Below are 24316 nucleotides of genomic sequence, written 5' to 3' on the forward strand. Positions count from 1 at the left end.
GTCAAAAAGACCGCCATAGTAAAGTAAAGAAAGAGACAATCGAGTAAAAAGGGGTTTGGAGGCTTTTACATGCAAAAGGCTTTATCGTTTTTAAAACCATACTCATTGCTGGTAGGAACTGCGTTGATTCTCATGTTGACTGAGCTTGCGGTTGAACTGATGCAGCCTTTATTAATCGCAAAAATCATTGACGATGGGATTTTAAAGCAAGATCTGCGGCATGTGTGGACATGGGGCGCGGTCATGGTCGGACTGACCGTGTTATCATTTGCGGCGGGAATGCTGAATTCCTTTTATGCCGCCCATGTCAGCCAAAGCTTTTCCTATGATACGAGAAAAGGGCTTTTTCAAAAAATCCAGTCCTTCTCTTATTCTACATTTGGACAGTTTTCATCCTCTTCTTATATCACAAGGCTGACAAACGATGTCACACAGGTTCAAAATATGATTTTTATGAGTTTGCGGTTTATGCTGCGGGCTCCATTAATGATTGTAGGCGGCATTGTGCTGTCGCTCGCCGTTAATGTGAAGCTCGGTTTTTTTCTGCTTGTGACCATTCCGATCCTGATCTTGTTTTTGCTTTGGGTATTAAAGAAGGGCGGGGCACTGTTCCGCTCAGTGCAGAAACGGCTGGATCAGGTGAACACCGTCATGCAGGAAAACTTAACAGCGATTAAGCTGATCAAAGCGCTGCTTCGCGGCAGCCACGAGGTCAAAAGATTTATCAAAGCCAACACGAGGCTGATGGAAAAAACAGTTTCAGCTTTTCAGCTTGTGGAATTCACGATGCCTGTGCTGATGCTGCTGATGAACCTCTGCATCCTTTTGATTTTGTGGGCAGGGGCCTTCAGTATCACGAACGGAAGTACTCAAGTCGGTGATGTTGTGGCGATTATTAACTACGCAACACGAATTACGGGCGCGCTTTCGATGTTTCCGTTTTTGATTATGATTTTCACCCGGGCGAAGGCTTCAGGGGATAGAATCGGCGAGGTGCTTGAAACGGAAGGCGATGAGCGGGAGGAAGGCATCATATCTGATCGTTTGTCGGGAAGGATTGAGTTTCAGCATGTATCCTTCCGTTATCCGGAAATGGATAGAGAAGCGCTGCGGAATGTCTCATTTTCCGCAAAAACGAGGGAAACGATCGCGATTCTCGGTGCGACGGGATCAGGCAAGTCCACCCTTTTTCAGCTCATTCCACGGCTTTATCAGCCGGATTCGGGCAGCATTTACATAGATGAAAAGCCAATTTATGATTTTCCGGCTGAAGGGCTTCGCAAGCAAATTGGATATGTCCCGCAGGAAGTGCTCCTGTTTTCCGGCACAATCAAAGAAAATATTGCTTGGGGCAAAGAAAATGCTTCACTTGATGAAATAATGGAAGCGGCCAAACATGCGCAAATTCATGAAACGATTATGAAGCTCCCAAATGGGTATGATACCGTGTTGGGACAAAGAGGCGTCAACCTGTCCGGCGGCCAGAAGCAGCGGATTTCCATTGCGCGGGCGCTGATCCGAAAGCCGGCCATCCTTCTTTTAGATGACAGCACAAGCGCGCTTGACCTGCAAACGGAGGCAAAGCTGCTTGAGGCGATCAGCACATATGAGTGCACAACTTTGATCATTACGCAAAAAATCACCACGGCGATGAAAGCTGATGAGATTTTGCTGCTTGAGGATGGCGAACTGATAGAAAAAGGCACGCACAGTGAACTTCTTTCTGAATCTGAGTTATACAAGCGCATTTACGAGTCGCAATTCGGAAGGGAGGGGAGCGAGTCATGCTAAAAGACATCCGCAAGCCTTTCCAATATCCCAAACTGCCAATCGACAAAAAAGAAGGCGCGAAAAAGCGGGCGAAAGCAAAGGATGCAAAAGGCACACTGAAGCGAATCTGGTCTTACTTGGCTGAACGAAAAGGACTGCTCATCCTTGTCATGCTGATGGTTGTCATCAGCGCGATATTCGGGCTCCTTGGCCCCTTTGTGATCGGAAAGGCCATTGACCATTTTATCGTCGGGAAAACGGTCAGCGGCTTAATTCCCGTTTTGCTCCTTCTGCTCGTCATTTACGTAATTCAGTCCCTGTCGCTCTGGTTTCAAAACTATTGGATGATTACGATCTCGCAGGGCACGGTTTTCAGAATGAGAAGCGAATTGTTCACCCATCTGCATGAGCTGCCGATTCCGTTTTTTGATAAACAGCGGCACGGCGAGCTGATGAGCCGGGTGACGAATGACATCGAAAATGTAAGTTCTACCTTAAACACGTCAGTCATTCAAATTTTGTCAAGCGTCATCACCTTTGTCGGGACGATTGCGGTGATGCTGTACATGAGCCCGCTCCTTACAGTGATTACGCTAACGATCATTCCGGTGATGGCCGCGAGCCTGAAATGGATCACCAACCGGACGGGAAAGCTGTTTAAAGAGCAGCAGAAAAACCTTGGTGAGCTGAATGGATATATTGAGGAATCTGTTTCCGGCGCAAAGGTCATCAAAGCCTATTCGCGAGAGAAGCAGATTACTGCCGAATTTCTCGAAAAAAACGCTGCGCTCAAGACTTCGGGCTTTTGGGCACAGACGATTTCTGGATTTATCCCGAAAGTCATGAACTCTTTGAATAACTTAAGCTTTACGATGATTGCGGCAATCGGCGGTCTGTTCGCGCTGAAAGGCTGGATCTCGATCGGCTCCATCGTTGTCTTTGCCGAGTATTCAAGACAATTCACACGCCCTTTAAACGATCTGGCCAACCAGTTTAATACAATGCTGTCCGCGATTGCCGGAGCTGAACGGGTGTTTGACGTGCTTGATGAAAAAGAGGAGCGCGAGGATGAAAAGGACGCCGTGCATCAGCCGATCAATACAGGCAGTATTGAATTCCGGGATGTGTCCTTCGGTTACGACGAGGGGCAGCAGACACTGAAGCATTTACAGTTTACCGTGCCCTCCGGACAGTCCATCGCGTTTGTCGGACCGACGGGAGCGGGGAAAACAACTGTCACAAATCTTCTCGCCCGTTTTTACGAACCTGATGACGGAAGGATTTTAATCGACGGTACCGATATTAAAACCCTCACTAGAGCAAGCCTAAGGAAAAACATGGGGTTTGTCCTTCAGGATTCGTTTTTGTTTCAGGGTACGATCAGAGAAAATATTCGCTACGGCAGGCTCGATGCTTCTGATCAGGAAGTCGAAGCGGCTGCAAAAACAGCGAATGCCCACAGTTTTATTGAAAGACTGCCAAAAGGATATGATACAGTGCTGACGCAAAACGGATCAGGCATCAGCCAAGGGCAGAAACAATTGATTTCCATAGCGCGGGCGGTGCTTGCCGATCCGGTTCTTCTCATCTTGGATGAAGCGACAAGCAACATTGATACCGTAACAGAAGTCAAGATTCAAGAAGCGCTCGCCCGTTTAATGGTGGGAAGAACAAGCGTCATCATTGCCCACAGGCTGAACACCATTCAAAGAGCGGACCAGATTGTGGTGCTAAAAGACGGCGAAATGATTGAAAAAGGCAGCCATGGCGAGCTGATCCGGCAAAAAGGGTTTTACAGTGACTTATATGAAAGCCAATTTGAGAAATAGACCTTTGTCCTGCACAAAGGTCTTTTTTGTTACAGTTTTATAGTACTTTTATTTCATTTTCGTAAAATGTAACAAAATTACTTGACGTAAACAAGTTATGTATATATACTAGCTTACATTAAGTAAGTGATAACATTTATCAAGGAGGATAAAATGAATAAATCATTTGAAATTGGCACATTACTTTTAAGAGTTATTACAGGTATTATCTTTTTTGTTCATGGTTTATCAAAGTTTCAGGGAATGGAGGGCACCATCCAATTTTTTGGCAGCATCGGCCTTCCAAGTTTTATGGCGTACGTCATCGCAGCGATTGAACTGGTAGGCGGAGTTCTTATCTTCTTCGGATTGGCTACACGTATTGTCGGTGTTCTGTTTGCCCTCACGCTGATCGGAGCCATCATTACAGTCAAGCTGAAAGCGCCTTTCATGGGCAATGCAGAATTTGATTACCTTCTGCTTTTAACATCAATCCATCTGGCTCTTTCTGGAAGCCGTTTCTTGGCGCTGGATCCACTTGTGTTTAAAGCAAAAAAGAGCGAAAACGTATCAGCATAAGAAAAGAGGCATACAGCATGACCAGCATTCATGAGGATACAAATATTGGCTATGTCAAACTCACAATCCGCAGCCTGGAGCGTTCCCTTCAGTTCTACTGTAACGTTATCGGCTTTCAAGTCTTACAAAAGACGGATCGCCAAGCTGAATTAACCGCTGACGGGAAACGTGTACTGCTTATTCTTGAAGAAAATCCGAGCGCCGTCGTCTTGCCTGAACGGTCTGTGACGGGTTTATATCACTTTGCGATTCTTCTTCCGAACCCGAAGGAACTTGGTATCGCGCTCGCTCGCCTGATTGAACACGGCATTGCAATCGGACATGGGGATCATGCTGTGAGCGAAGCACTCTACCTGTCTGATCCTGATGGAAACGGAATTGAAATGTATGCTGACCGCCCCCGCAGCACGTGGCAGCGTGATCAAGAAGGAAACTATGTCATGACGACAACCGCTGTTGACATCGAGGGTCTTATGGAAAAAGCCGGAGATGAGCGGAAAACAGCGCTTCCGAACGGTACCATCATCGGACACATTCATTTGCATGTCAGTGATTTGAACGAAGCAAAAGCGTTTTATACAGATGTGCTGGGCTTTGACATTGTCGGAGACTATGCAGGCATGTCCGCTCTCTTCGTTTCAGCTGGAGGCTACCACCATCATATTGGCTTAAACATTTGGGCTGGAAGAAATGCGCCGCCTAAACCGACAAATGCTAGCGGATTAGACTATTACACTGTTGTCCTGCCTCATCGAGAGGAACTCGATCGAGTGGCAGACCGAGTCAAACATGCCGGATATTCGATCGAAAAAACGGAAAACAGCTTCCGCGTGAAAGATCCTGTTTCTGGGGTCCATATTCTATTTGTGATTTGACTGTAATCCCTTTGCCGAAAAAACGGCAGGGGGATTTTTTATTTTTGTCCGCCTTGTTATGATGGGAGAACCAACTTGTTAGGAGGCGTTTACATGGAACTCAATCACCTTGTGACGGGCAAAATAGCATTAAATCAATATGTGCATCGCTTAGAGCAAAAGGGTGTTTCATTTTACGTCCACTATTGGGGGGCGATGACGAACCACTATAACACACTGCTTCATAAGCATTCCTTTTATGAAATTTGTTACGTCGTAAGAGGTGAAGGATATTACCTTGAAGGCGATCGTACATATCCGCTTCGTGAACAGACGATTTTTTTGTCAAAGCCGGAGCATTTGCACCAAATCAAAAGTGAAACAGGGCTGTTCCTTTTTTACGTCGCTTTCGAGCTGAGCGAGGATCAGTCAAGCGCCGAATGGATCAAAGTGATGGAAGAAGTGAAACAAAGCCCCTTTATCACAATGCAATTGAAAGATGGCGAACCGTCGGGCCTGCTTTGGAAAACGTTAATGCTGCAAGCAGCGCAGCCTGTCAATGCTTTTGACAAAGAGATCCTATCTCATTTGTCGCATGCATTGATCCTGTCATTAATCCAAACCTTTCTCCCGTCCGCCCAACGCCCGAAACAAAAGCAGCCCATTCACACATCTTCTGCTTTGCTGACAGAGGTGAAACTGCACATAAAAGACAATCTGTCACAGCCGTTAAAGCTGACGGATGTTGCCAGCCACTTTCATATCTCAGGGAGGCACTTATCACGTTTATTTGCAGCAGAACTGGGCGTCAGCTACTCAGAATTTGTCCAAAATGAAAAAATAAACAAAGCTGCCGAGCTGCTGAAATCAACGAATCTATCGATTAAAGAAGTAGCGGAAGAAATCGGTTTCTCAGTACATTATTTCACTCGCATATTTTCCGCCAAAATCGGCAGCTCACCAGGGCTTTTCCGCTCCCTTTATAAAGATTCAAAAATGACCGCATTTCAAATCAATAAACCTTTTCAAAAAATCGAACAGGCCAAGCCGCACGAATAAGATGTCCTGAAATGACAAAACAATGTCTTCATATGATAAAGACGCGAGAAATCTCGTTGTCTTATAATCTCTTTAGAAAGCGGTTACAAAAATGTGTGTTGCTGAAGGAGGGATACATTGGCTTATGCTTGGTGTCAGGTGCTCTGCCATTCTTGAAAGAAGGGGAAGAAAGCCGTGAGTACAAAAAAGAAAGAGGCTGTAAAAGAAAAAGAAAGCTTAGCTCATAAAGGGCTTTTACGAACGATTACATTGGTATCTACATTCGGCGGCCTGTTGTTCGGTTATGATACGGGTGTCATTAATGGGGCACTTCCTTTTATGGCAACTGTAGGTCAACTCAATCTTACACCTGTTACAGAAGGACTGATTGCGAGTTCCCTGCTTCTCGGGGCAGCCTTCGGGGCGATGTTTGGAGGACGTCTGTCCGATCGGCACGGCCGCCGAAAAACGATCCTTTATTTAGCCTTACTCTTCATCGCAGCCACACTTGGCTGTACCTTTTCACCAAACGCGTCCGTGATGATTGCCTTTCGTTTTCTGCTTGGACTGGCGGTTGGCTGCGCTTCTGTAACGGTTCCAACCTTTTTAGCGGAAATTTCGCCGGCAGAACACAGGGGACGAATCGTGACACAAAATGAACTGATGATCGTAATTGGCCAGCTTCTGGCATACACCTTTAACGCCATTATCGGTAGCACAATGGGGGAGAGCGCAAATGTATGGCGGTATATGCTGGTCATCGCGACACTTCCGGCTGTTGTGTTATGGTTCGGAATGCTCATCGTGCCTGAAAGCCCGCGTTGGCTGGCGGCTAAAGGCAGAATGGGTGACGCCCTGCGGGTGCTTCGGCAAATCCGTGAAGACAGCCGGGCACAGCAGGAAATAAAAGAAATCAAACATGCGATTGAGGGCACAGCAAAAAAGGCCGGCTTTCATGATTTTCAAGAGCCGTGGATCAGGCGCATTCTATTGATTGGGATTGGAATCGCCATCGTACAGCAAATTACCGGTGTCAATTCGATCATGTACTATGGGACAGAAATTCTGAGAGAAGCCGGTTTTCAAACAGAAGCTGCATTAATTGGCAATATTGCAAACGGTGTTATTTCAGTTATTGCGGTCATTTTTGGGATATGGCTTCTCGGCAAAGTCCGCCGCCGGCCCATGCTGATAATAGGACAGATTGGCACGATGACAGCCCTTCTGCTGATCGGGATTTTATCCATTGTCCTTGAAGGAACACCCGCCCTGCCGTATGTTGTGCTGAGTTTGACCGTTTTGTTTCTTGCGTTTCAGCAGGCTGCCATTTCTACGGTGACGTGGCTGATGCTCTCGGAAATCTTTCCTATGCATGTGCGGGGGCTTGGCATGGGGATCAGCACCTTCTGCTTGTGGACAGCTAACTTTCTCATTGGATTCACCTTTCCCATTTTGCTCAATCATATTGGGATGTCGGCGACATTTTTTATCTTTGTCGCTATGAATATCCTAGCGATTCTATTTGTGAAAAAATATGTGCCTGAGACAAAAGGGCGGTCACTTGAACAGCTTGAGCATTCCTTTCGCCAGTATGGCCGCCGCGCTGATCAGGAAATCCAAAATCAAACAACTCACTTATCGTAATCTGCAGATACCAGGAGGAATCTATCAATGAAACTATCTTATGTAACAGACAGCGTAGGACATTTGCCTTTTGAAGAAATGCTCGATTTTGCCGCGGAGCTTGGCATTGATACGCTTGAAATGACAACCGGAGGCTGGTCGCCTGCGCCTCACTTGAATCTTGATGAACTGCTGCAAAGCAGCCACAAAAGAGAAGAGTTTTCAGCAGCGCTGGAAAAGCGGAATATGACACTTTGCGCTTTAAACTGCTCGGGGAATCCTTTGGATCCAGGCGAACTGGGCAAATTGCACAGAGAAGTAACGGACAAAACGCTGGAGCTGGCTGGATTATTAGGCGTCAAAAAAGTGATCATGATGAGCGGCCTGCCAGCCGGCGGCCCGGACGACAAAGTGCCGAACTGGATCACATACACAGTGAGCTGGCCTCCCGTTTTAAAAGATATCCTCAACTATCAATGGGAAGATGTTGCGATTCCGTATTGGAAGGAGCTTGTCCAAAAAGCGGAAGCCTGCGGTGTTGAAAAAATCGCGCTTGAAAATTTCAGCTCTCAATTAGTCTATAATCCTGAGACTCTCTTTCGGCTCAGAAATGCAGTCGGCCGGATGGTCGGTTTGAATCTTGACCCGAGCCATTTATTATGGATGGGCGCAGACCCGATCATCGCGGCAAGGGAGCTCGGAGAAGCCATTCACCATGTTCACGGAAAAGATGTCAGAATTGAAAGACATTTAGCTGCGGTTAACGGGCTGTTAGAAACAAAAGAAGTGACAGATCCTGCAAACCGGGCATGGAATTATGTAGCTGTCGGCTGCGGACAGGATTTACAGTGGTGGAAGGAATTTTTTTCAGTCGTAAAAATGATGGGGTATGACGGTGAGGTTTCCTTAGAAATGGAGGACTTAACGATGTCACCGGAAGCGGGCATCCGCACATCGATAGAAGCTTTAAAACAAACCATCAGCCAATAGGAGGTTTTTCTGATGCTAAATGGAGAAAGAATCATTTCAAAACCGCTGCGCTGGGCAATGGTAGGCGGCGGGCGGCTCAGCCAGGTTGGATATAAACATCGTATTGGAGCGCTGAGAGACAATACTGCCTTTCAATTAACCGCAGGCGCCTTTGATATCGATGCCGAAAGAGGAAAAGACTTCGGGGTGAACCTCGGAGTGGATGAGGAACGCTGTTATCCCGACTATCAAACAATGTTTGCGGAGGAAGCGAAAAGAGAGGATGGCATAGAGGTTGTATCGATTGCCACTCCGAACGGCACTCATTATGAGATCTGTAAGGCAGCGCTTGAAGCAGATCTGCATGTCATTTGTGAAAAACCGCTGTTCTTCACTTCAGAAGAGGGCTATGAAATCAAAGCGCTCGCAGAGAAAAAAGGGAAAATTGTCGGCGTGACATACGGTTTTTCCGGCAATCAAATGCTCCTTCAAATGCGTGCGATGATTGAGCAGGGCAAGGTCGGCGATATTCGTGTGGTTGACTTACAGTATACACACGGTTTTTGTGCAGCAGATGAGGGCGAGAACATAAGCGCTGCACAGAAATGGCGTGTCGACCCTGCGATCGCCGGGCCAAGCTTTGTGCTGGGCGATTTATCTACCCACACGTATTATATGTCGCAGCTCATTATGCCGCAGATGAAAATCAAAGAACTGCTGTGTGACCGCCAGAGCTTCGTCGGCAGCCGCGCGCCGCTGGAGGACAACGCACATGTGCTCATGCATTATGAAAACGGAGCGGTCGGAACGATGTGGACATCATCAATCAATGCCGGGTGTATGGATGGCCATAGAATCCGGATTGTCGGCTCAAAAGCAAGCATCGAATGGTGGGACAGCAAGCCAAACGAACTAACGTATGAAGTGCAGGGAGAGCCGATTCAGACACTCGTTCGCGGCATGCCGTATTTAGACGGTGCGTGCAGTGCTGATGAACGTCTGGGCGCCTTACACAGCGAAGGGCTGTCAGACGCGTGGGCCAATATTTATCTTAAGTTTGCCGTTGCGATTGATGCGAAAAACCGCGAAGATCAAGAAACCTTGAACAACTTGGTGTATCCTGACATTGATGCAGGAATCGAGGGAATCCGCTGGATTGAGAATTGCGTGCGTTCAGCAGACCAAGGATCAGTATGGGTTGAATTCAAATAAATAAACGAAAGCGCCGCATATGACATTAAGTTCATATGCGGTTTTTATTTTCCAGAAACTCCTGTCAAAAATGACCTGAGGCAGGTATGATAAGAAGGGAATTGGGGAACGGGAGTGATGAGTGTGAAGGCTCTTATATTTACTAGGATATTCACCCTAATGGTAAGCTGTTCGGTTTACTTTTTTCTTGTAAAAGATGACCGTTGGTTTGAGTATTTGTTCATCGCTGGTGGTGCAGGTGTGTTCTTAGCAAATCATCTCTTATTAAGAGTAGAGAAATATGGCATTTTGTTTTGTCTGATTGATATTGCAGTTGGCTTTTCGTTCGGTTTTATGTTTCCGGGTACAGGTTTATATATCACATTGCTCAGCCCGGTTGCAGTTACCTTTTTTCTGAAGGGATTTGACCGAAAAACAGTATGGTCTGTCCTGTGTTTTTGTTTTATGATGTGGCTGATTGTGCTAATCCGCACATATCGTATGTTCGGCGATGAATATGTTATGGATCATTGTATCAGCATGACATTCGTTGTCTTTTGCGGAGTCGTCGGCAAATTAATCCGCAAGCTTTTGGATGCGCAGGAAACGGCAAAACAGCAGTTTCAGGAACTGACGGAGTCCCATCTAGCGCTGTCTGCTGCACACCAGGAGCTGCATTTATATGCGAAGCAGGTTGAAGAGCTGACTGCCATTCATGAGCGGAACAGAATGGCAAGAGAAATCCATGATACAGTAGGACACAAAATGACGGCGCTCCTCGTCCAGCTGCAGCTTCTGCGTGAATGGCAAAAAAGAGACAGCCAAAAAGCGGAGAAGACTGTCGGGGTATGTGAAACGCTTGCCCGTGAAGCGCTTGATGCTGTCCGCTTATCAGTACGCACCCTGCAAACGGAAAACGATCATTCGTTAATCGATTCACTGAAACAGCTGACAGAAGACTTTTATAAAAATGCAGGAGTCACAACCGAATTTGCGGTCAGCGGCGATCCGGCGATGATCCCGCTGTCTCTTCATCCGACTCTGGTCAGAACGGTGCAGGAAGCATTGACCAATGCCAAACGGCACGGCGGCGCCACAGTCTGTTCGATACAGCTTGCCTGCACAACGGACAGAATCAGCCTTGTCATTAAGGATGACGGAAAAGGAAATCCCGAGGCAGCACTCGGCTTTGGCCTTTTGAACATGAAAAAGCGGGCGGCAGAGCATGGCGGAATGATTCGCTTTGAGAGCGAACGGAATCAAGGATTTACAGTAATCGCGGAATTTTCACTGGTCAATAAAAAATGGAGCTTCGGGCCCGCGCAGCAAAAGGAGAGTTTATCATGATTAAGATCATCATTACCGACGATCAGGATATCGTCAGAGAAGGGCTGGCGTCCTTGCTCCAGCTCCGAGATGAGCTCGATGTCATCGCCACGGCGCGAAACGGACAGGAAGCCTTCGAAAAGGCGAAAGAGCTAGAACCGGATATCGTGTTAATGGACATCCGCATGCCGGTTTCCAACGGGGTGGAGGGAACAAAATTAATCACAAGCTCGCTGCCCGGCGTAAAGGTTTTGATGCTGACAACCTTCAAGGATTCAGAGCTGATTGCAGAAGCGCTTGAAGAAGGAGCGAGCGGGTACCTGCTGAAGGACATGTCAGCCGATACGATTGTAAAAGCGGTGATGACTGTACAATCTGGCGGAATGGTGCTTCCTCCGGAACTGACTGCTCAAATGCTGAATGAATGGAAGCGTGAAAAACAGCTGAAAGGAATAAACGAGAAAGAAAAACCTAAGGAGCTTCTCGACCTGACCGAACGCGAAATGGAAGTTCTCGCTGAGCTTGGCTACGGGCTGAATAATAAAGAAATTGCTGAGAAGCTGTTCATTACAGAAGGCACAGTGAAAAATCACGTTTCTAACATTATCAGCAAACTGTCTGTTAGAGACAGAACCCAAGCCGCCATCTATTCGGTCAGATATGGTGTATCTGACTTTTGACATATGACATTCAGCATAAGCGTTTGTCTGAAAAGGCCTTTTACAGGCCTTTTTTTCATGCCTTACATTCTATCTGGCGCTACATGCCGCACGCCCTTCTTTTATCTACAATGGCAATGGGATTAAAAAAGGAGTGAAACGACGTGCTGCAAGCAGAAAACATCAAAAAGGCATACGGGAAAAAAACAATTGTGAAAGGCATTTCTTTTTCCCTGCAAAAGGGGGAGTCGTTCGGGCTGCTTGGGCCAAACGGTGCGGGAAAGTCCACAACCATCTCGATGATTTCCGGCCTCGTGCCGCATGACAGCGGGAACATCACAGTGGGCGGCTATGTCATCGGAAAAGAAACGGCCAAAGCGAAACAAAAAATCGGCGTTGTCCCACAGGAAATTGCTTTATATCCGACGCTGACGGCTCATGAGAATCTTATGTTTTGGGGGAAAATGTACGGACTGACGCACGGCGATGCCAAAAAAAGATCGGCAGAGGTCCTTGAATATGTCGGCCTGACTGAGCGGGCCAAAGATAAAATTGAAACGTTCTCAGGCGGAATGAAACGGAGAATCAACATCGGTGCTGCCTTAATGCACAAGCCTGAGCTTCTGATCATGGATGAACCGACTGTCGGTATTGATCCTCAATCGAGAAATCATATTTTAGAAACGGTGAAACAGCTCAATGAAACCGGCATGACGGTGATCTATACGAGTCATTACATGGAAGAGGTCGAGTATTTATGCGACCGGATTGGCATTATTGATCAGGGAGAAATGATTGCGATCGGCACAAAAACCGATTTGTGCAGCCGCCTTGGAGGCGATACCATCATTCAGCTCACTGTCAGCGGGATCGATGAAGCGTTTCTTTTTGCAATCCGTTCCCTGGCCCATGTGAATGATGTGACAGTACATGAGTCAGAACTCAAAATTGACATTTCTGCGGCTCATCATGAAAAAGTCGTTACCAATTTGCTTGCGGAGGCCGCTGCCCATCATACAAACCTGCTGTCTCTTCAGGTGCAGGAACCAAATTTGGAGCGCTTGTTTCTGAATTTGACCGGGCGCACTTTGCGGGATTAAGGAGGTATCGCTATGAAAAAAAGCATATGGATCGCATGGAAAGATGTCAAAATCAGAATCACGGACAGAAAAGGGTTTATGATGCTTATCTTAATGCCGCTGATCCTGACCTGTATTTTAGGGGCGGCGCTTGGATCGGTTGTTGACGGTGGCAGCCAGGTTGATGACATCAGAGTCGGCTATGTCCAATCAGACCAGTCAGAAGCAGTAAACATGTTTAAAACAGATGTGCTCAAAAAAATGAAGTCGATAAAGGTCACACAAGCCAGCAGCGAAGACGAGATAAAGAAGCTGCTTGATGAAAAGAAAATTGATGTCGGTATCGTCATTCCGAATCAATGGGAAGCCGGCAAAACTTCAGCTTTTGTTTATGCGGATCCTGATCAAACATTAAAAAGCTCCATCATCGAAACAGCCGCCGCATCTTTCATAGACCAATATAAAGCGGTAAAAGAAGCCGCTTCAGCCTCAATGGACTACATCAGCAAAACGGCAGCTGTAAAACAAGGAAAACTTGATCCTTCACATTTTGCCGAAAAGCTGGTAAAGACACTTGAAAAAGAAACGGGTGACAAACTTACTATTACGGAAAAATCAGTCGGCAGCAAGGCCGTGACCAGCTTCCAATACTATTCGGCAGCAATGCTTTGCATGTTCATGCTGTTTCATATGACAGTCGGGGCGAAATCATTTTTACAGGAAAAGGAGACGGAAACGCTTGCCAGAATGCTGATGACGCCTGCGCAAAAATACGCCATTCTCTTCGGAAAATGGCTCGGAACCTATCTGTTTGCCATCATACAATTTTTCATATTTCTGATTGTCACGATCAATGTATTTGGTGTGGACTGGGGCGGCAATCTGCTGTTTGTAAGTGTACTCGGGCTTGCTTACGCTGCAGCTGTATCAGGTATTGCAATGCTGCTTGCATCGTGCATCAGCGATATGAAATCTGCAGATGCGATAGGCGGCTTTGGCATTCAATTGCTTGCGGTTCTCGGCGGGTCCATGCTGCCGCTGTACCAATTTCCGGACTTCTTACAGTCTGTATCCAAAGCGGTGCCGAATCGATGGGCGCTTGACGGCTTTCTTTCTTTAATGGAAGGGGGAGGCTGGGCTGACCTTCAAAAGCCTGTGCTTCTTTTTGCCGCGATCGGCCTTTGTTCACTCATGCTTGGTATCAGACGGCTTCATACAAGATAAGGAGGTACACCAAGGTGAAAAAAATCATAGCCATTTGCGGCATTGAGCTTTCTCTCATTTTCAAGAAGCGGCAGAATTATTTGATGATGTTTGCTGCCCCGCTTTTGCTGACCTTTGTATTTGGGAGTATGCTCGGCAGTAATGATGACAAGCTGCGCCTTGCAATCGTTGATCAGGACGACACGATTCTCTCACAGCATTATATTCGGCAGCTGAAGGCACACGATGGTATGTACACATTCGAAAACATGTCTGAAAGCAAAGCGTCAGAAAAGCTGAAGCAAAAGAAAATAGCTGGGATCATCGTCATTTCTCACTCGTTCCAGGCACAGCTCGAAAAAGGAAAAAATCCTGAGCTGATCTTCCGTCACGGCCCGGAGCTGTCGGAAGCGCCTATGGCCAAACAGTATGCGGAAAGCACATTGGCAAAGCTCAATATTCAGGTTTCCGCGGCGAAAACGGTGGCTCAGGCAGCGGGGGAGAACTGGAAGGCAGCTTATAAAACAGTTATTGCCAAAGATCATGAAGATGCAGCACCAGTCGTAAAACAGAAGGCACTCAGCGATAAAAAAGAAGGCGCAAGTGACACAGCCTCAAGAGCAGCAGGCTTTTCCATCCTGTTTGTCATGTTGACAATGATGGGGGCAGCGGGAACGATTTTAGAAGCAAGAAAAAACGGCGTCTGGTCCAGATTGCTTACAGCCCCTGTCAGCCGAATGGAAATCGGTGCAGGGTATGTGCTGTCCTTCTTTGTCATTGGCTGGATTCAATTTGGCATCTTGCTTCTTGCATCCCATTGGCTGTTTGGCATCAACTGGGGCAACCCTGCTGCAGTTATTGTGTTAGTATCGTTTTTTCTGCTGACCGTTGTCGGCATTGGATTGGTGATTGCGGCCAATGTCAGAACGCCGGAACAGCAGCTTGCGTTTGGCAACTTGTTCGTCATCGCAACGTGTATGGTAAGCGGAATGTATTGGCCGATAGACATTGAACCGAAATTTATGCAGTCCATCGCTGAATTTCTTCCGCAAAAGTGGGCGATGAGCGGGCTGACTGAGATTATGGCTAACGGTGCCCACGTCACAGATATTCTCGGGATCTGCGGCATCTTGCTTGTTTTCGTAGCAATTACCTTCACAGTGGGGCTGAAAGCGCTCCGCGCCTAAAAAACATCTGCCTTCGGGGCAGATGTTTTTTGCAATCATTTTGCTTTTTCTGCAAGCTTCAGTCTCTGTTCCAAATGCTGTTTCACGGAAGGCCAGTCGCTGTCGATGATGCTGAAAAATACTGAATTGCGAAATGTTCCGTCTTTTCTGATCATTTGGTTTCTCAATATGCCTTCTTTAACTGCTCCCAGCCGTTCAATCGCCTTTTGCGATCTGATATTCCGCTCATCTGTTTTGAACTGCACCCGAATCGTGTTCAGGTGTTCAAAGCAGTATTGTAACAGCAAATATTTGCATTCAGTGTTGACCGAGGTGCCCCACACCGATGGGTGAAACCATGTCCAGCCGATCTCAAGGCTCCTTGCAGCGGACGACATATACAGAAATCGCGTCGTTCCGACGATTTTGCCAGTTTCACGCTGAATAATCACGAATGGAAATTCTGCTCCGGACTCTTTCGTTTGCAGCGCTTCCTCAACAAAAGCCTCCATACCATGCAGCGTTGTGATCGTTTTCGGTAAATGGGCCCAGATGTTTTCATCATTTGCAGCTTCATATAAACCTTGAATATGGCTTTTGTCCATCGGCACCACTCGAATCAGTTCCCCTGTTAATTCGTGCAATGTCACATTCATCGTTCGTCCCCCACATTAAGTATTGGAGCAGCCTGAAGGCCGCTCCTGGTTAACCCTTATCTATCATAGTTAAAATCGATTCAAGCCAAGAAACGTAATTTTTCTCCCGCTCCAGCGCTTTCGTCAGCACGAGATAGTGGCCGAAGTCCGGTGAAGAAAACGACATCGGCTCCGCTGAAGCCATAAGCTTTTCATAGCTTCCCTGCAGATCAGACAGCTTGGCCTTGCGTTTCAGCAGTTGGTCTGTGAACAAATCAGAAGCCTCCTGCCGCGATAGACAAGAAATGAAATAAGCCTTCAGCATAAATTCATCCTTCACCGTCTCCGGTATCGGCTGGTGGCGGATCAGCCAGTCATGCAGCTCCTGCTTTCCGCTGTCTGTCAGGGTGTACATCTTTTTCTCCAGCTTTGTGCCTTGAATTGTTGTCCGGAACGTGATAAACCCTTCATCGGTCAGTTTTTTGAGCTCAGGATAAATCTGGCTGTGCTTGGCACTCCAAAATTGGCCGAGCTCCTCTTTAAAATAACTTGTAATATCATATCCGCTCAATTCGCCTTTTCGCAAAAGCCCTAATATAGCGTATTTTAATACTCTCATGCTATCCTCCGTGTCTATGGCTGTTTCGCAAAAAAGATGAGCAAGTGCCCATCTGTGATCCTAACTGCCTATTCCCCTTATTATAGAAAAGGGAGAAAGGGAACACAACCGGTCTACTTGTGAAATTAAGATAAACGGTATGTAATGATTTCAGAAGGCAGCAGATTCATCTCTATTGATCATATAAAAATAAGATTTTTAAATTTAATTTTCAGAAAAAATATTAACTATATTGATGTTTTATGTATAATAGGAAATTGATGGTATAAACATTTTAAGGGGGAATGAATGTGAAAAAAATATTTATGACATTCGCTATCTGTTTATCGCTGATTCTATCAGTTCTAGCCACTTCGCCGTCAAGCGCAAAAGCGGAATCAGTACATAATCCTGTCGTTCTTGTTCATGGAATAAGTGGTGCCTCATACAACTTTTTCGCTATTAAAAACTACTTAATTTCTCAAGGCTGGCAAAGCAACAAACTGTATGCAATTGATTTTTATGATAAAACAGGAAACAACCTAAATAACGGCCCGCAGCTTGCTTCATATGTTGACCGCGTTTTAAAAGAAACGGGAGCCAAAAAAGTAGATATTGTGGCTCATAGTATGGGAGGCGCTAACACGCTGTACTATATTAAATATTTAGGCGGGGGCAATAAGATTCAAAATGTCGTAACACTTGGAGGGGCTAATGGTTTAGTATCTTCAACGGCGTTGCCGGGTACGGATCCTACTCAAAAGATCCTCTATACATCTATTTACAGCCTAAATGATGAAATTGTAATCAATAGCTTGTCTCGATTACAAGGAGCGCGTAACATCCAGCTTTATGGCATCGGCCATATTGGCTTGCTTTCAAATAGTCTAGTGAACGGCTATATCAAAGAAGGGCTGAATGGCGGGGGCCTTAATACAAATTAATATCTCCATAAAAAACCTGCAGTCACCGTTACAGCAGGTTTTTTGCATTTATCTAGCAATCTCGTCTGAGAAAGATACGCCAAAAAGTCAGAGGCTTTTATGGACTTAGTCAATAATACATACTCCAATTTATGACATCAGGCACTTTTTTAAATAAAGCAGACATGTTAAGGTACAACCATCGATTTCTAAAAATTTGAAATAAAAGGAGCGCTGCTATGCAAATTAAAGAAATTTTTATGATCCGCTGCATTTCGTGCTTAAGTGTCGTCTTGCTCCATATCATTTCAATGGTCCTGATGCTTCAGGCAGAAGCTCTTGCAGATATTTCTCACACTGTTGATTCTTTTCGCACACTCCTGATGTTCAGCACGCCCGCTTTTATTTTCATCTCTGAATTTTTACTGGCCCGGTCTTATCCTGACGGGGTGCCGGACGGTTTTTTGAAGAAGCGGGGGAAAGTGATTTTCGTTCCTTTTTTATTTATCGCGGCTATCGATGCGCTACTGATGACCAGTGCGATGGGGGGAGAGATAACCTTTCTTGCGTTTGTGCAAAAGTACCTGGCGAACGTATTCTTAGGAAACTTTATCGGATACTTCATTCTCGTCATCTTTCAATTTTACATTCTGCATATGATATTTCATGAGTATCTAAAAAAAGCATCGCCCAAATGGGTGCTGTCCATCTCATTTGTGGTGACAGCTGCTTATTTAAGCTATTTCTCAGCAGTCAGTCCGGCTCCTGCTTCTGAAGAGGGCGGGTCGTTTCCGTTCTTCTGGGTTCCGTTCGCAGGCTGGCTTTTCTACTTTTGTCTTGCCTACTATTGCGGAAAAGAGTACAAGCGCTTTTTAGCGCTGCTGAACCAACACCGCTGGGCGGTATATGGCGCCGCAATTGCTTCTGGTGCGCTCGTTGTCGCTGTTTCTTATGTCGGCGAAATCGGCATGATCAGTTCAAAACGGCCTGATATCATGCTGTATTCAACAAGCATGATTTTCCTGTGCTTTCACTTGTTTTCTAAAATAAAGCAAGTGCCGAAAATCATGATGTTTATCAGCAACTATTCCTTTTCGATTTATCTGCTCCATGCTTATTTTATGATCATAGGCTACGTGTTGCTTTTAAATATGCCCGAAATACCTGCCGTACCGGCTGTTCTCCTGTTGTTTGCCGTGTGCACAGTCGGCCCGATCCTCACCTCATGGGCGCTGAATAAGTTCAAATACGGTTATTTATTTGTAGGGAAGATCTATCAGCCAAAGCAGAAGAAGGTAACAGTCGAAGTGCGTGATCACGCAGGGTGAAAAACAAGCGGCAGGAGAGAGGCTCCTGCCGCTTGTTGTATGTTTTTTTACTGTAGAACTGATTAAATCATACAGCACGCACAATCTTTTTCTTGTAAAATAAAGGAGAAGATTGAAAAGAAGGGGGAACATGCATGGTAACAGATAACCTAAGCTACCCAATAGGAGAATACAAGCCGAGGGAATCCATATCGAAAGAGCAAAAAGATGAATGGATTCAAGCGCTTGAAAAAGTGCCTGCCAAACTGATGCAAGCTGTAGAAGGCATGACGGACAGCCAGCTGGACACACCGTACCGAGACGGGGGATGGACCGTTCGGCAAGTTGTTCACCATCTGGCTGACAGTCATATGAATGGCTATATCCGTTTTAAATTAAGCTTGACAGAAGAGACACCGGCCATCCGTCCGTATGATGAAAAAGCATGGTCGGAGCTTAAAGACTCCAAAACAGCGGAGCCGAGCGGTTCACTCGCGCTTTTACAGGAGCTTCATGGGCGATGGACGGCTCTTCTCCGCACTCTGACGGATCAGCAATTTCAGCGCGGATTTTACCATCCCGATACAAAGGAGATCATGACCCTAGAAAACGCGCTAGGGCTGTATGTCTGGCACTCACATCACCATATCGCTCATATTACGGAGCTTTCCAAACGGATGGGTGGTCTTAACGCTTTTGCCGACGGAAAGCCGGAAGACTGATTGCTGCAATCACCAGCAGAGAAATCACAGCAGCCGCCGCATATAAATGATCATAGCCGCTGGCAACACTAGCATGAATGGCATCGCTTATCGCGGTTTTGACTTCAGGCACGGGAATGCGTTCGATTTGTTCTTGTAAAGAAGAAACATTAGAATTGTCGATCTCCGGAATCATTTGCATCGCCTTTTCTGAATGTCCGCTGTCCGATAAGCGGCTGCTGATCTCATCACCTATTTGATTAAACCCGGCTGTGATAAAGCCTGCATAAAGAGTAGGCGCCAAGGTCAGGCCAATTTGCCTTACCAATGAAAGCGTGCCGAGCGCTGTGCCCTTATTGGTTTTAGCCGCCTCTGATACAAGGACGTTCAGCGGCGCGCCTAACAGAAAGCCAAAACCGATCCCAGCTACCACACTTGCGATCACAAACTCCCATTTCTCCGTCACCCAGAGCGGAAATAAAGCAAATCCCGCACATGAAATGATTCCCGAAAGAACAACGGTTTTCACCGGCCCTTTTTTGTCGGTGAGCGCTCCGCCAAGCCAAGCGCCGATGCCGGAAGCTAACGCAAGCGGTGTCATCCAATAGCCTGCTTTTGCGGCAGGGACATCCAAATACTGCTCAACATATGACGGGATAAAAATGACCGCCGCCAAGAGTCCCCCGGATAACAAACCGATGATAAGCGTGCGCTGAAACATGTGATTCCGCAGCAGAGAATACGCCAAAATCGGATCGCCCCCGCGCATTTCAACCCTCTTTTCAAACGAGATAAGCGCTGCAAAACAGAGAATGCCAAAAACAATACACCCATAAACCTCCGGATTTCCCAAGCTGTTTAAAAGATTTGCCCCGTCAAGATTCGTCATGCCGTACATCACAGCTAAAATCGACAGGGACAGAAGGAAGATTCCGGCCGTATCGAGGCGCTTAGCTTCAGGCGCTTTTGTTTCCGCAATAAAATATACACCGAAAACAACCAATAATACCGCAATCGGCAAATTAATTAAAAACAGCCAATGCCAAGAACCGGTCCAATCAAGGAGAAAGCTTCCGATATTCGGTCCGAGCACAGCGGCCATCCCGTTCATCGCGCCAAGCAGCCCGAGTGCTTTTCCCTGTTTTTCCTTTGGAAGGGTAGCGAGAATGTGAGAGCTGCCGATAATGAAAATCCCGCCGCCCCCAAGCGCCTGAATCAGCCGTGAGATCAGAAAGAGCGGGAAGCTTTGGCTCAAAGCAACAAGCAAAGAACCAAGTCCGAACAGGCAAACCTCAATCAGGAAAAGTTTCTTTCTGCCGTAGCGATCGGAAAGCTTTCCGACGATCGGCACACTGACGCTAAGGCCAAGCGTATAAAGGGTAATGCCCCATGATCCCCAGGAAGGAGAAACGGCAAACGACTCGTTTATCGTTGTTAAAGCAGCAGAAATAATTCCGTTATCCAGCGCAGCCATAAACACACCAATCGTAAACAGGCTGATCGCCCACTTTTGGCTTTTCTGCTCTGTCAATGCTTCAGACATATTCATCAACCCCCTTTTTAGTTCACTTTAAATACATTATTCATTTTAAATGAACTAAATGTCAAATAAAAAAAGCCTGCCACCGCGCTTTGCGGATGACAGACTTACAGATTTTATTCATTTTTCGCTTTCTCTAATGCTCTTGAAAGGATAGACAGCCCTTCGGAAACAGCCTGCTTTTCTTCAGGGGACAGCAGCTCCAATGAACGCTTCAGTTTCAGATGACCCTTTTCATAAAGCCCCCGAAAAATATTTTTTGCATTCTCCGTCAACTGAACAACGACTGAACGGCGGTCCTCTTCAGAATGTGAGCGTTTGACAAACCCTGACTTCTCAAGGCGGTCAAGCAGTCCTGTTGTATTGGACAGGGAAGCCCCCATTTTTTCTGCAATGTCGCTGACCTTCAGTGTTCCATGGTTGTTTAATAGCATTAGCACTTTCATTTGAGGCATGCTCATATCAAGCTTCATCCACTCGGACACATCACCGAGACCGGCAGAGGTTAGTACTTTCATATAGAGCACCCATATTTCCCGTTCCTCAGATGAAAGAATGTCTTCGTTTAATACCGTTGTATCATGTAGATTGTATTCCATTTCATCACTTCCTCATCATTCACTCCTCTTACCATATTACTCGATTTTCACTCCTGAAAGAAAGTGAGCAGAAACCGCATGCGGGACTTTGTCCGAAAAATAACGGTAGTGTATAATGAGTTGGAGATTATTGGGGGAGAAGATCGAACTAGATTATGATTGGAGAGACCATTGCTGATTAAAAAGAATGCTTTATCAATTTTAAAAATCGTTTTTCCTATTGCTGTTTTATTATTTGTTATTTATCAATCGAAAAAAGAACTGACAAATCTGTCATTCAAACGCACGCTCATGGTCATCAACGGGCTTGAGCGAACGGACTTATTCATCCTTGTATTGATCGGCTTGCTGGCTGTTGCGGCCATGTCGCTGTATGATTACGTCCTGAAATACTCACTGCGCCTATCGATCACAAACGGAAAGGTATTCAGGGTTTCCTGGATCGCCAATTCATTTAATAACGTCCTCGGATTCGGCGGATTAGCCGGAGTCGGGTTAAGAATGATGTTTTATAAAGAGCATACGAAAGACCATAAGGCGCTCGTCAAAGGAATCGCCTGGCTTACATCATCTATGCTGCTCGGATTATCAGTTTTCAGCATTTTCGTCGCCGCACGAGTGCTGCCAGTGGATGAAGTGATTAATGAAAAGCCTTGGCTGTGGGCAGTCGTTATCGGTTTCGCACTGATTTTGCCGGTATCTTTGGCGGTGGCCAAAATAAAAAGCCGCAAAGGCGGAGACGAAGAGAATGCGGATAAAGTGAAAAATCCGATTTTCGCTTATATCGGCGCTTCCGTTGCCGAATGGCTTATGGCTGGAATCGTCATCTATCTGTCATTGTTCGCTATGGGCATTCATGCTGATATCAGGTATGTGTTCGGAGTGTTCGTCATTGCGGCGATCGGAGGAATGATCAGCCTCGTGCCGGGCGGCTTCGGCTCGTTTGACCTTTTGTTTTTGCTCGGGATGGAGCAGCTTGGCTATCATCAGGAGGCTATTGTTACTTCTATTGTTTTATACAGGCTCGTCTATTCATTTATCCCATTCGTTTTGGGACTGTTCTTTGCTGCCGGCGATCTGACCGAAAATACAATGAAACGGCTCGAAACGAACCCGCGTATCGCACCGGCAATTGAGACGACAAACGTTTTGCTTGTCGTACAGCGGGCGATATTAGTGAAAATTTTGCAAGGTTCACTTTCGCTTATTGTGTTCGTTGCAGGCCTGGTTGTCCTGGCTTCAGTATCCCTGCCGATTGACAGGCTGACCGTCATACCGCACATTCCGCGCCCAGCGCTTTTGCTGTTCAACGGCCTGTCCTTAAGCTCAGCGCTCATTCTGCTGATTTTGCCGATCGAGCTTTATAAACGGACAAAACGCTCCTATACGATGGCCATTACAGCGCTTGTTGGCGGCTTTGTGTTCAGCTTTTTAAAAGGACTTAACATCAGTGCGATATTCGTTCTGCCGATGATTATCGTATTGCTAGTGCTTTTGAAAAAACAATTTGTCCGAGAACAGGCATCCTATACGCTGGGCCAATTGATATTTGCTGTGGCGCTGTTTACCGTGGCACTCTTTAACTACAATCTGATCGCGGGCTTTATTTGGGACCGGATGAAGAAGGTGTTGCGCCACGAATATTTCGTCCACAGCGATTCTCATATCACGCATGCGACGATCATGGCGATTATCATCGTGCCGCTGTTCTTCTTCATATTTACAATGGTTTATCATAAGAAGACAAAACCAATCGGGGAAAAAGCTGATCCCGAACGCCTTGCTGTGTTTTTAAATGAAAAAGGCGGCAACGCGCTGAGCCATCTCGGCTATCTTGGAGATAAGCGGTTTTATTTTTCAAGTGACGGGAATGCACTTCTTCTGTTTGGAAAAATCGCCAGAAGGCTGGTCGTGCTCGGCGATCCGTCAGGCCAAAGAGAATCGTTCCCGCTTGTGCTGGAAGAATTTCTGAATGAAGCGCATCAGAAGGGATTCAGTGTTCTGTTCTATCAAATTGAACGAGAGGACATGGCGCTGTATCACGATTTTGGCTATAACTTCTTTAAGCTGGGCGAGGAAGCCTATGTGGATTTAAACACGTTTACCCTGACAGGGAAGAAAAAAGCCGGCCTTCGGGCAATCAATAACCGATTTGAGCGGGAGGAATATACCTTCCATGTGGATCATCCCCCATTTTCTGATGCGTTTTTGGAGGAACTGAAACAAATCTCAGATGAATGGCTCGGCTCGAAAAAGGAGAAGGGATTCTCGCTCGGATTTTTTGATCCCTCATATTTACAGAAAGCGCCGATTGCCTACATGAAAAATGCAGAAGGAGAGATCGTTGCATTTGCAAATGTCATGCCGATGTATCAGGAAGGAGAGATATCGGTCGATCTGATGCGCTACCGCGACGACGCCCCGAACGGCATTATGGACGCATTATTCATCCGCATGTTTTTATGGGCGAAGGAGGAAGGCTGCACGTCGTTTAACATGGGAATGGCGCCCTTGGCCAATGTCGGCACCGCCTTTACATCCTTCTGGTCAGAACGATTTGCCGCTGTCATTTTTAATAATGTCAGATACATGTACAGCTTCAGCGGGCTCAGGGCCTTTAAAGAAAAATACAAACCGGAATGGCGCGGAAAATACTTGGCGTACCGGAAAAACAGATCTCTTTCCGTCACCATGTTCCTCGTCACGCGGCTGATCGGTAAAAGCAAAAAAGACTCCGTCTAACCAGAC

The 24316-nt window shown here is 46.3% G+C and carries 21 protein-coding genes; 17 read left to right on the plus strand and 4 right to left on the minus strand.

The annotated features are described in order from the left end of the window. Window positions 1-69: 69 nt before the first annotated feature. The 13 genes from GYO_RS26830 (at window position 70) to lnrN (ending at window position 15286) form a co-directional block, all read left to right on the plus strand. Window positions 70-1791, plus strand: coding sequence for an ABC transporter ATP-binding protein (locus GYO_RS26830; RefSeq protein ID WP_014113074.1), 1722 nt, complete (start codon window positions 70-72; stop codon window positions 1789-1791). Beyond that, the gene (locus GYO_RS26835; protein WP_014113075.1) at window positions 1785-3599 is read left to right on the plus strand and encodes an ABC transporter ATP-binding protein; all 1815 of its coding nucleotides are present in this window, start codon (window positions 1785-1787) and stop codon (window positions 3597-3599) included. The genes GYO_RS26830 and GYO_RS26835 overlap by 7 nt, the downstream gene beginning before the upstream one ends. Window positions 3600-3752: 153 nt before the next feature. Beyond that, window positions 3753-4157 carry a DoxX family oxidoreductase CatD gene (gene catD, locus GYO_RS26840; RefSeq protein WP_014113076.1) on the plus strand — a complete coding sequence of 135 codons (405 nt, stop codon included), beginning with the start codon at window positions 3753-3755 and terminating at the stop codon, window positions 4155-4157. 17 nt (window positions 4158-4174) lie between these two features. After that, window positions 4175-5032 carry a catechol 2,3-dioxygenase gene (catE, locus tag GYO_RS26845; RefSeq protein WP_014113077.1) on the plus strand — a complete coding sequence of 286 codons (858 nt, stop codon included), beginning with the start codon at window positions 4175-4177 and terminating at the stop codon, window positions 5030-5032. A 93-nt stretch (window positions 5033-5125) separates the two neighbouring features. Continuing rightward, window positions 5126-6070 carry an AraC family transcriptional regulator gene (locus tag GYO_RS26850; RefSeq protein ID WP_014113078.1) on the plus strand — a complete coding sequence of 315 codons (945 nt, stop codon included), beginning with the start codon at window positions 5126-5128 and terminating at the stop codon, window positions 6068-6070. Window positions 6071-6244: 174 nt separating this feature from the next. Then, complete coding sequence (locus tag GYO_RS26855) at window positions 6245-7693, plus strand: sugar porter family MFS transporter (RefSeq protein ID WP_014113079.1); 1449 nt, start codon at window positions 6245-6247, stop codon at window positions 7691-7693. Window positions 7694-7720: 27 nt separating this feature from the next. Then, on the plus strand, window positions 7721-8662 hold the full coding sequence (locus tag GYO_RS26860; RefSeq protein ID WP_014113080.1) for a sugar phosphate isomerase/epimerase family protein: 942 nt from the start codon (window positions 7721-7723) through the stop codon (window positions 8660-8662). A gap of 9 nt (window positions 8663-8671) precedes the next feature. Continuing rightward, on the plus strand, window positions 8672-9853 hold the full coding sequence (locus GYO_RS26865) for a Gfo/Idh/MocA family protein (RefSeq protein WP_080010061.1): 1182 nt from the start codon (window positions 8672-8674) through the stop codon (window positions 9851-9853). 123 nt (window positions 9854-9976) lie between these two features. Beyond that, window positions 9977-11179, plus strand: a complete 1203-nt coding sequence (gene lnrJ, locus GYO_RS26870) for a two-component system sensor histidine kinase LnrJ (RefSeq protein WP_041521144.1) — start codon at window positions 9977-9979, stop codon at window positions 11177-11179. After that, window positions 11176-11838, plus strand: a complete 663-nt coding sequence (gene lnrK / locus GYO_RS26875) for a two-component system response regulator LnrK (protein WP_014113083.1) — start codon at window positions 11176-11178, stop codon at window positions 11836-11838. Before lnrJ ends, lnrK begins: the two co-directional genes overlap by 4 nt. A 143-nt stretch (window positions 11839-11981) precedes the next feature. After that, a complete protein-coding gene (lnrL, locus tag GYO_RS26880) occupies window positions 11982-12917 on the plus strand; it encodes a linearmycin resistance ATP-binding protein LnrL (protein WP_014113085.1) in 936 nt (311 codons plus the stop codon). Between the two features lie 12 nt (window positions 12918-12929). Continuing rightward, entirely contained in the window at window positions 12930-14120 is a 1191-nt protein-coding gene (lnrM, locus tag GYO_RS26885; RefSeq protein WP_014113086.1) for a linearmycin resistance permease LnrM, read from the plus strand. Between the two features lie 14 nt (window positions 14121-14134). Next, complete coding sequence (gene lnrN, locus GYO_RS26890) at window positions 14135-15286, plus strand: linearmycin resistance permease LnrN (protein ID WP_014113087.1); 1152 nt, start codon at window positions 14135-14137, stop codon at window positions 15284-15286. A 35-nt stretch (window positions 15287-15321) separates the two neighbouring features. Here the strand turns inward: lnrN and GYO_RS26895 are convergent, their stop codons facing one another. Both GYO_RS26895 and padR read right to left on the minus strand, forming a co-directional pair. Next, on the minus strand, window positions 15322-15921 hold the full coding sequence (locus tag GYO_RS26895; RefSeq protein ID WP_014113088.1) for a GNAT family N-acetyltransferase: 600 nt from the start codon (window positions 15919-15921) through the stop codon (window positions 15322-15324). Between the two features lie 49 nt (window positions 15922-15970). After that, window positions 15971-16519: a transcriptional regulator PadR gene (gene padR / locus GYO_RS26900; protein ID WP_014113089.1), complete on the minus strand. Its 549-nt coding sequence runs from the start codon at window positions 16517-16519 to the stop codon at window positions 15971-15973. Between the two features lie 290 nt (window positions 16520-16809). Between padR and estB the strand changes: the two genes are divergently transcribed. The 3 genes from estB to bstA all read left to right on the plus strand — a co-directional run bounded on the left by estB (window position 16810) and on the right by bstA (window position 19450). Next, window positions 16810-17442, plus strand: a complete 633-nt coding sequence (gene estB, locus GYO_RS26905; RefSeq protein WP_014113090.1) for an esterase EstB — start codon at window positions 16810-16812, stop codon at window positions 17440-17442. Window positions 17443-17660: 218 nt separating this feature from the next. Further along, window positions 17661-18749 (plus strand): acyltransferase family protein, encoded by a 1089-nt coding sequence (locus GYO_RS26910; protein ID WP_014113091.1) that lies wholly within the window; start codon window positions 17661-17663, stop codon window positions 18747-18749. Between the two features lie 134 nt (window positions 18750-18883). Beyond that, window positions 18884-19450, plus strand: coding sequence for a bacillithiol transferase BstA (bstA, locus tag GYO_RS26915; protein WP_014113093.1), 567 nt, complete (start codon window positions 18884-18886; stop codon window positions 19448-19450). Here the strand turns inward: bstA and GYO_RS26920 are convergent. Both GYO_RS26920 and GYO_RS26925 read right to left on the minus strand, forming a co-directional pair. Further along, window positions 19416-20972, minus strand: coding sequence for an MFS transporter (locus GYO_RS26920; protein ID WP_014113094.1), 1557 nt, complete (start codon window positions 20970-20972; stop codon window positions 19416-19418). The genes bstA and GYO_RS26920 overlap by 35 nt on opposite strands. A gap of 113 nt (window positions 20973-21085) precedes the next feature. Then, window positions 21086-21568, minus strand: a complete 483-nt coding sequence (locus GYO_RS26925) for a MarR family transcriptional regulator (protein ID WP_014113095.1) — start codon at window positions 21566-21568, stop codon at window positions 21086-21088. Between the two features lie 171 nt (window positions 21569-21739). On the opposite strand from GYO_RS26925, the gene mprF reads away from it, so the two are divergent. Continuing rightward, on the plus strand, window positions 21740-24310 hold the full coding sequence (gene mprF / locus GYO_RS26930; protein WP_014113096.1) for a bifunctional lysylphosphatidylglycerol flippase/synthetase MprF: 2571 nt from the start codon (window positions 21740-21742) through the stop codon (window positions 24308-24310). Window positions 24311-24316 lie beyond the last annotated feature (6 nt).

Source organism: Bacillus spizizenii TU-B-10, assembly GCF_000227465.1.
Classification (GTDB): domain Bacteria; phylum Bacillota; class Bacilli; order Bacillales; family Bacillaceae; genus Bacillus; species Bacillus spizizenii.

Bases quoted from the DNA above. Each gene is read 5' to 3' on its own strand.
- GYO_RS26910 (WP_014113091.1), top strand. From the start codon at position 17,661: ATGCAAATTAAAGAAATTTTTATGATCCGCTGCATTTCGTGCTTAAGT.
- GYO_RS26925 (WP_014113095.1), bottom strand. From the start codon at position 21,568: ATGGAATACAATCTACATGATACAACGGTATTAAACGAAGACATTCTT.
- GYO_RS26895 (WP_014113088.1), bottom strand. From the start codon at position 15,921: ATGAATGTGACATTGCACGAATTAACAGGGGAACTGATTCGAGTGGTG.
- GYO_RS26920 (WP_014113094.1), bottom strand. From the start codon at position 20,972: ATGTCTGAAGCATTGACAGAGCAGAAAAGCCAAAAGTGGGCGATCAGC.
- catE (WP_014113077.1), top strand. From the start codon at position 4,175: ATGACCAGCATTCATGAGGATACAAATATTGGCTATGTCAAACTCACA.
- GYO_RS26830 (WP_014113074.1), top strand. From the start codon at position 70: ATGCAAAAGGCTTTATCGTTTTTAAAACCATACTCATTGCTGGTAGGA.
- lnrM (WP_014113086.1), top strand. From the start codon at position 12,930: ATGAAAAAAAGCATATGGATCGCATGGAAAGATGTCAAAATCAGAATC.
- catD (WP_014113076.1), top strand. From the start codon at position 3,753: ATGAATAAATCATTTGAAATTGGCACATTACTTTTAAGAGTTATTACA.
- GYO_RS26835 (WP_014113075.1), top strand. From the start codon at position 1,785: ATGCTAAAAGACATCCGCAAGCCTTTCCAATATCCCAAACTGCCAATC.
- GYO_RS26850 (WP_014113078.1), top strand. From the start codon at position 5,126: ATGGAACTCAATCACCTTGTGACGGGCAAAATAGCATTAAATCAATAT.
- bstA (WP_014113093.1), top strand. From the start codon at position 18,884: ATGGTAACAGATAACCTAAGCTACCCAATAGGAGAATACAAGCCGAGG.
- GYO_RS26860 (WP_014113080.1), top strand. From the start codon at position 7,721: ATGAAACTATCTTATGTAACAGACAGCGTAGGACATTTGCCTTTTGAA.
- padR (WP_014113089.1), bottom strand. From the start codon at position 16,519: ATGAGAGTATTAAAATACGCTATATTAGGGCTTTTGCGAAAAGGCGAA.
- lnrK (WP_014113083.1), top strand. From the start codon at position 11,176: ATGATTAAGATCATCATTACCGACGATCAGGATATCGTCAGAGAAGGG.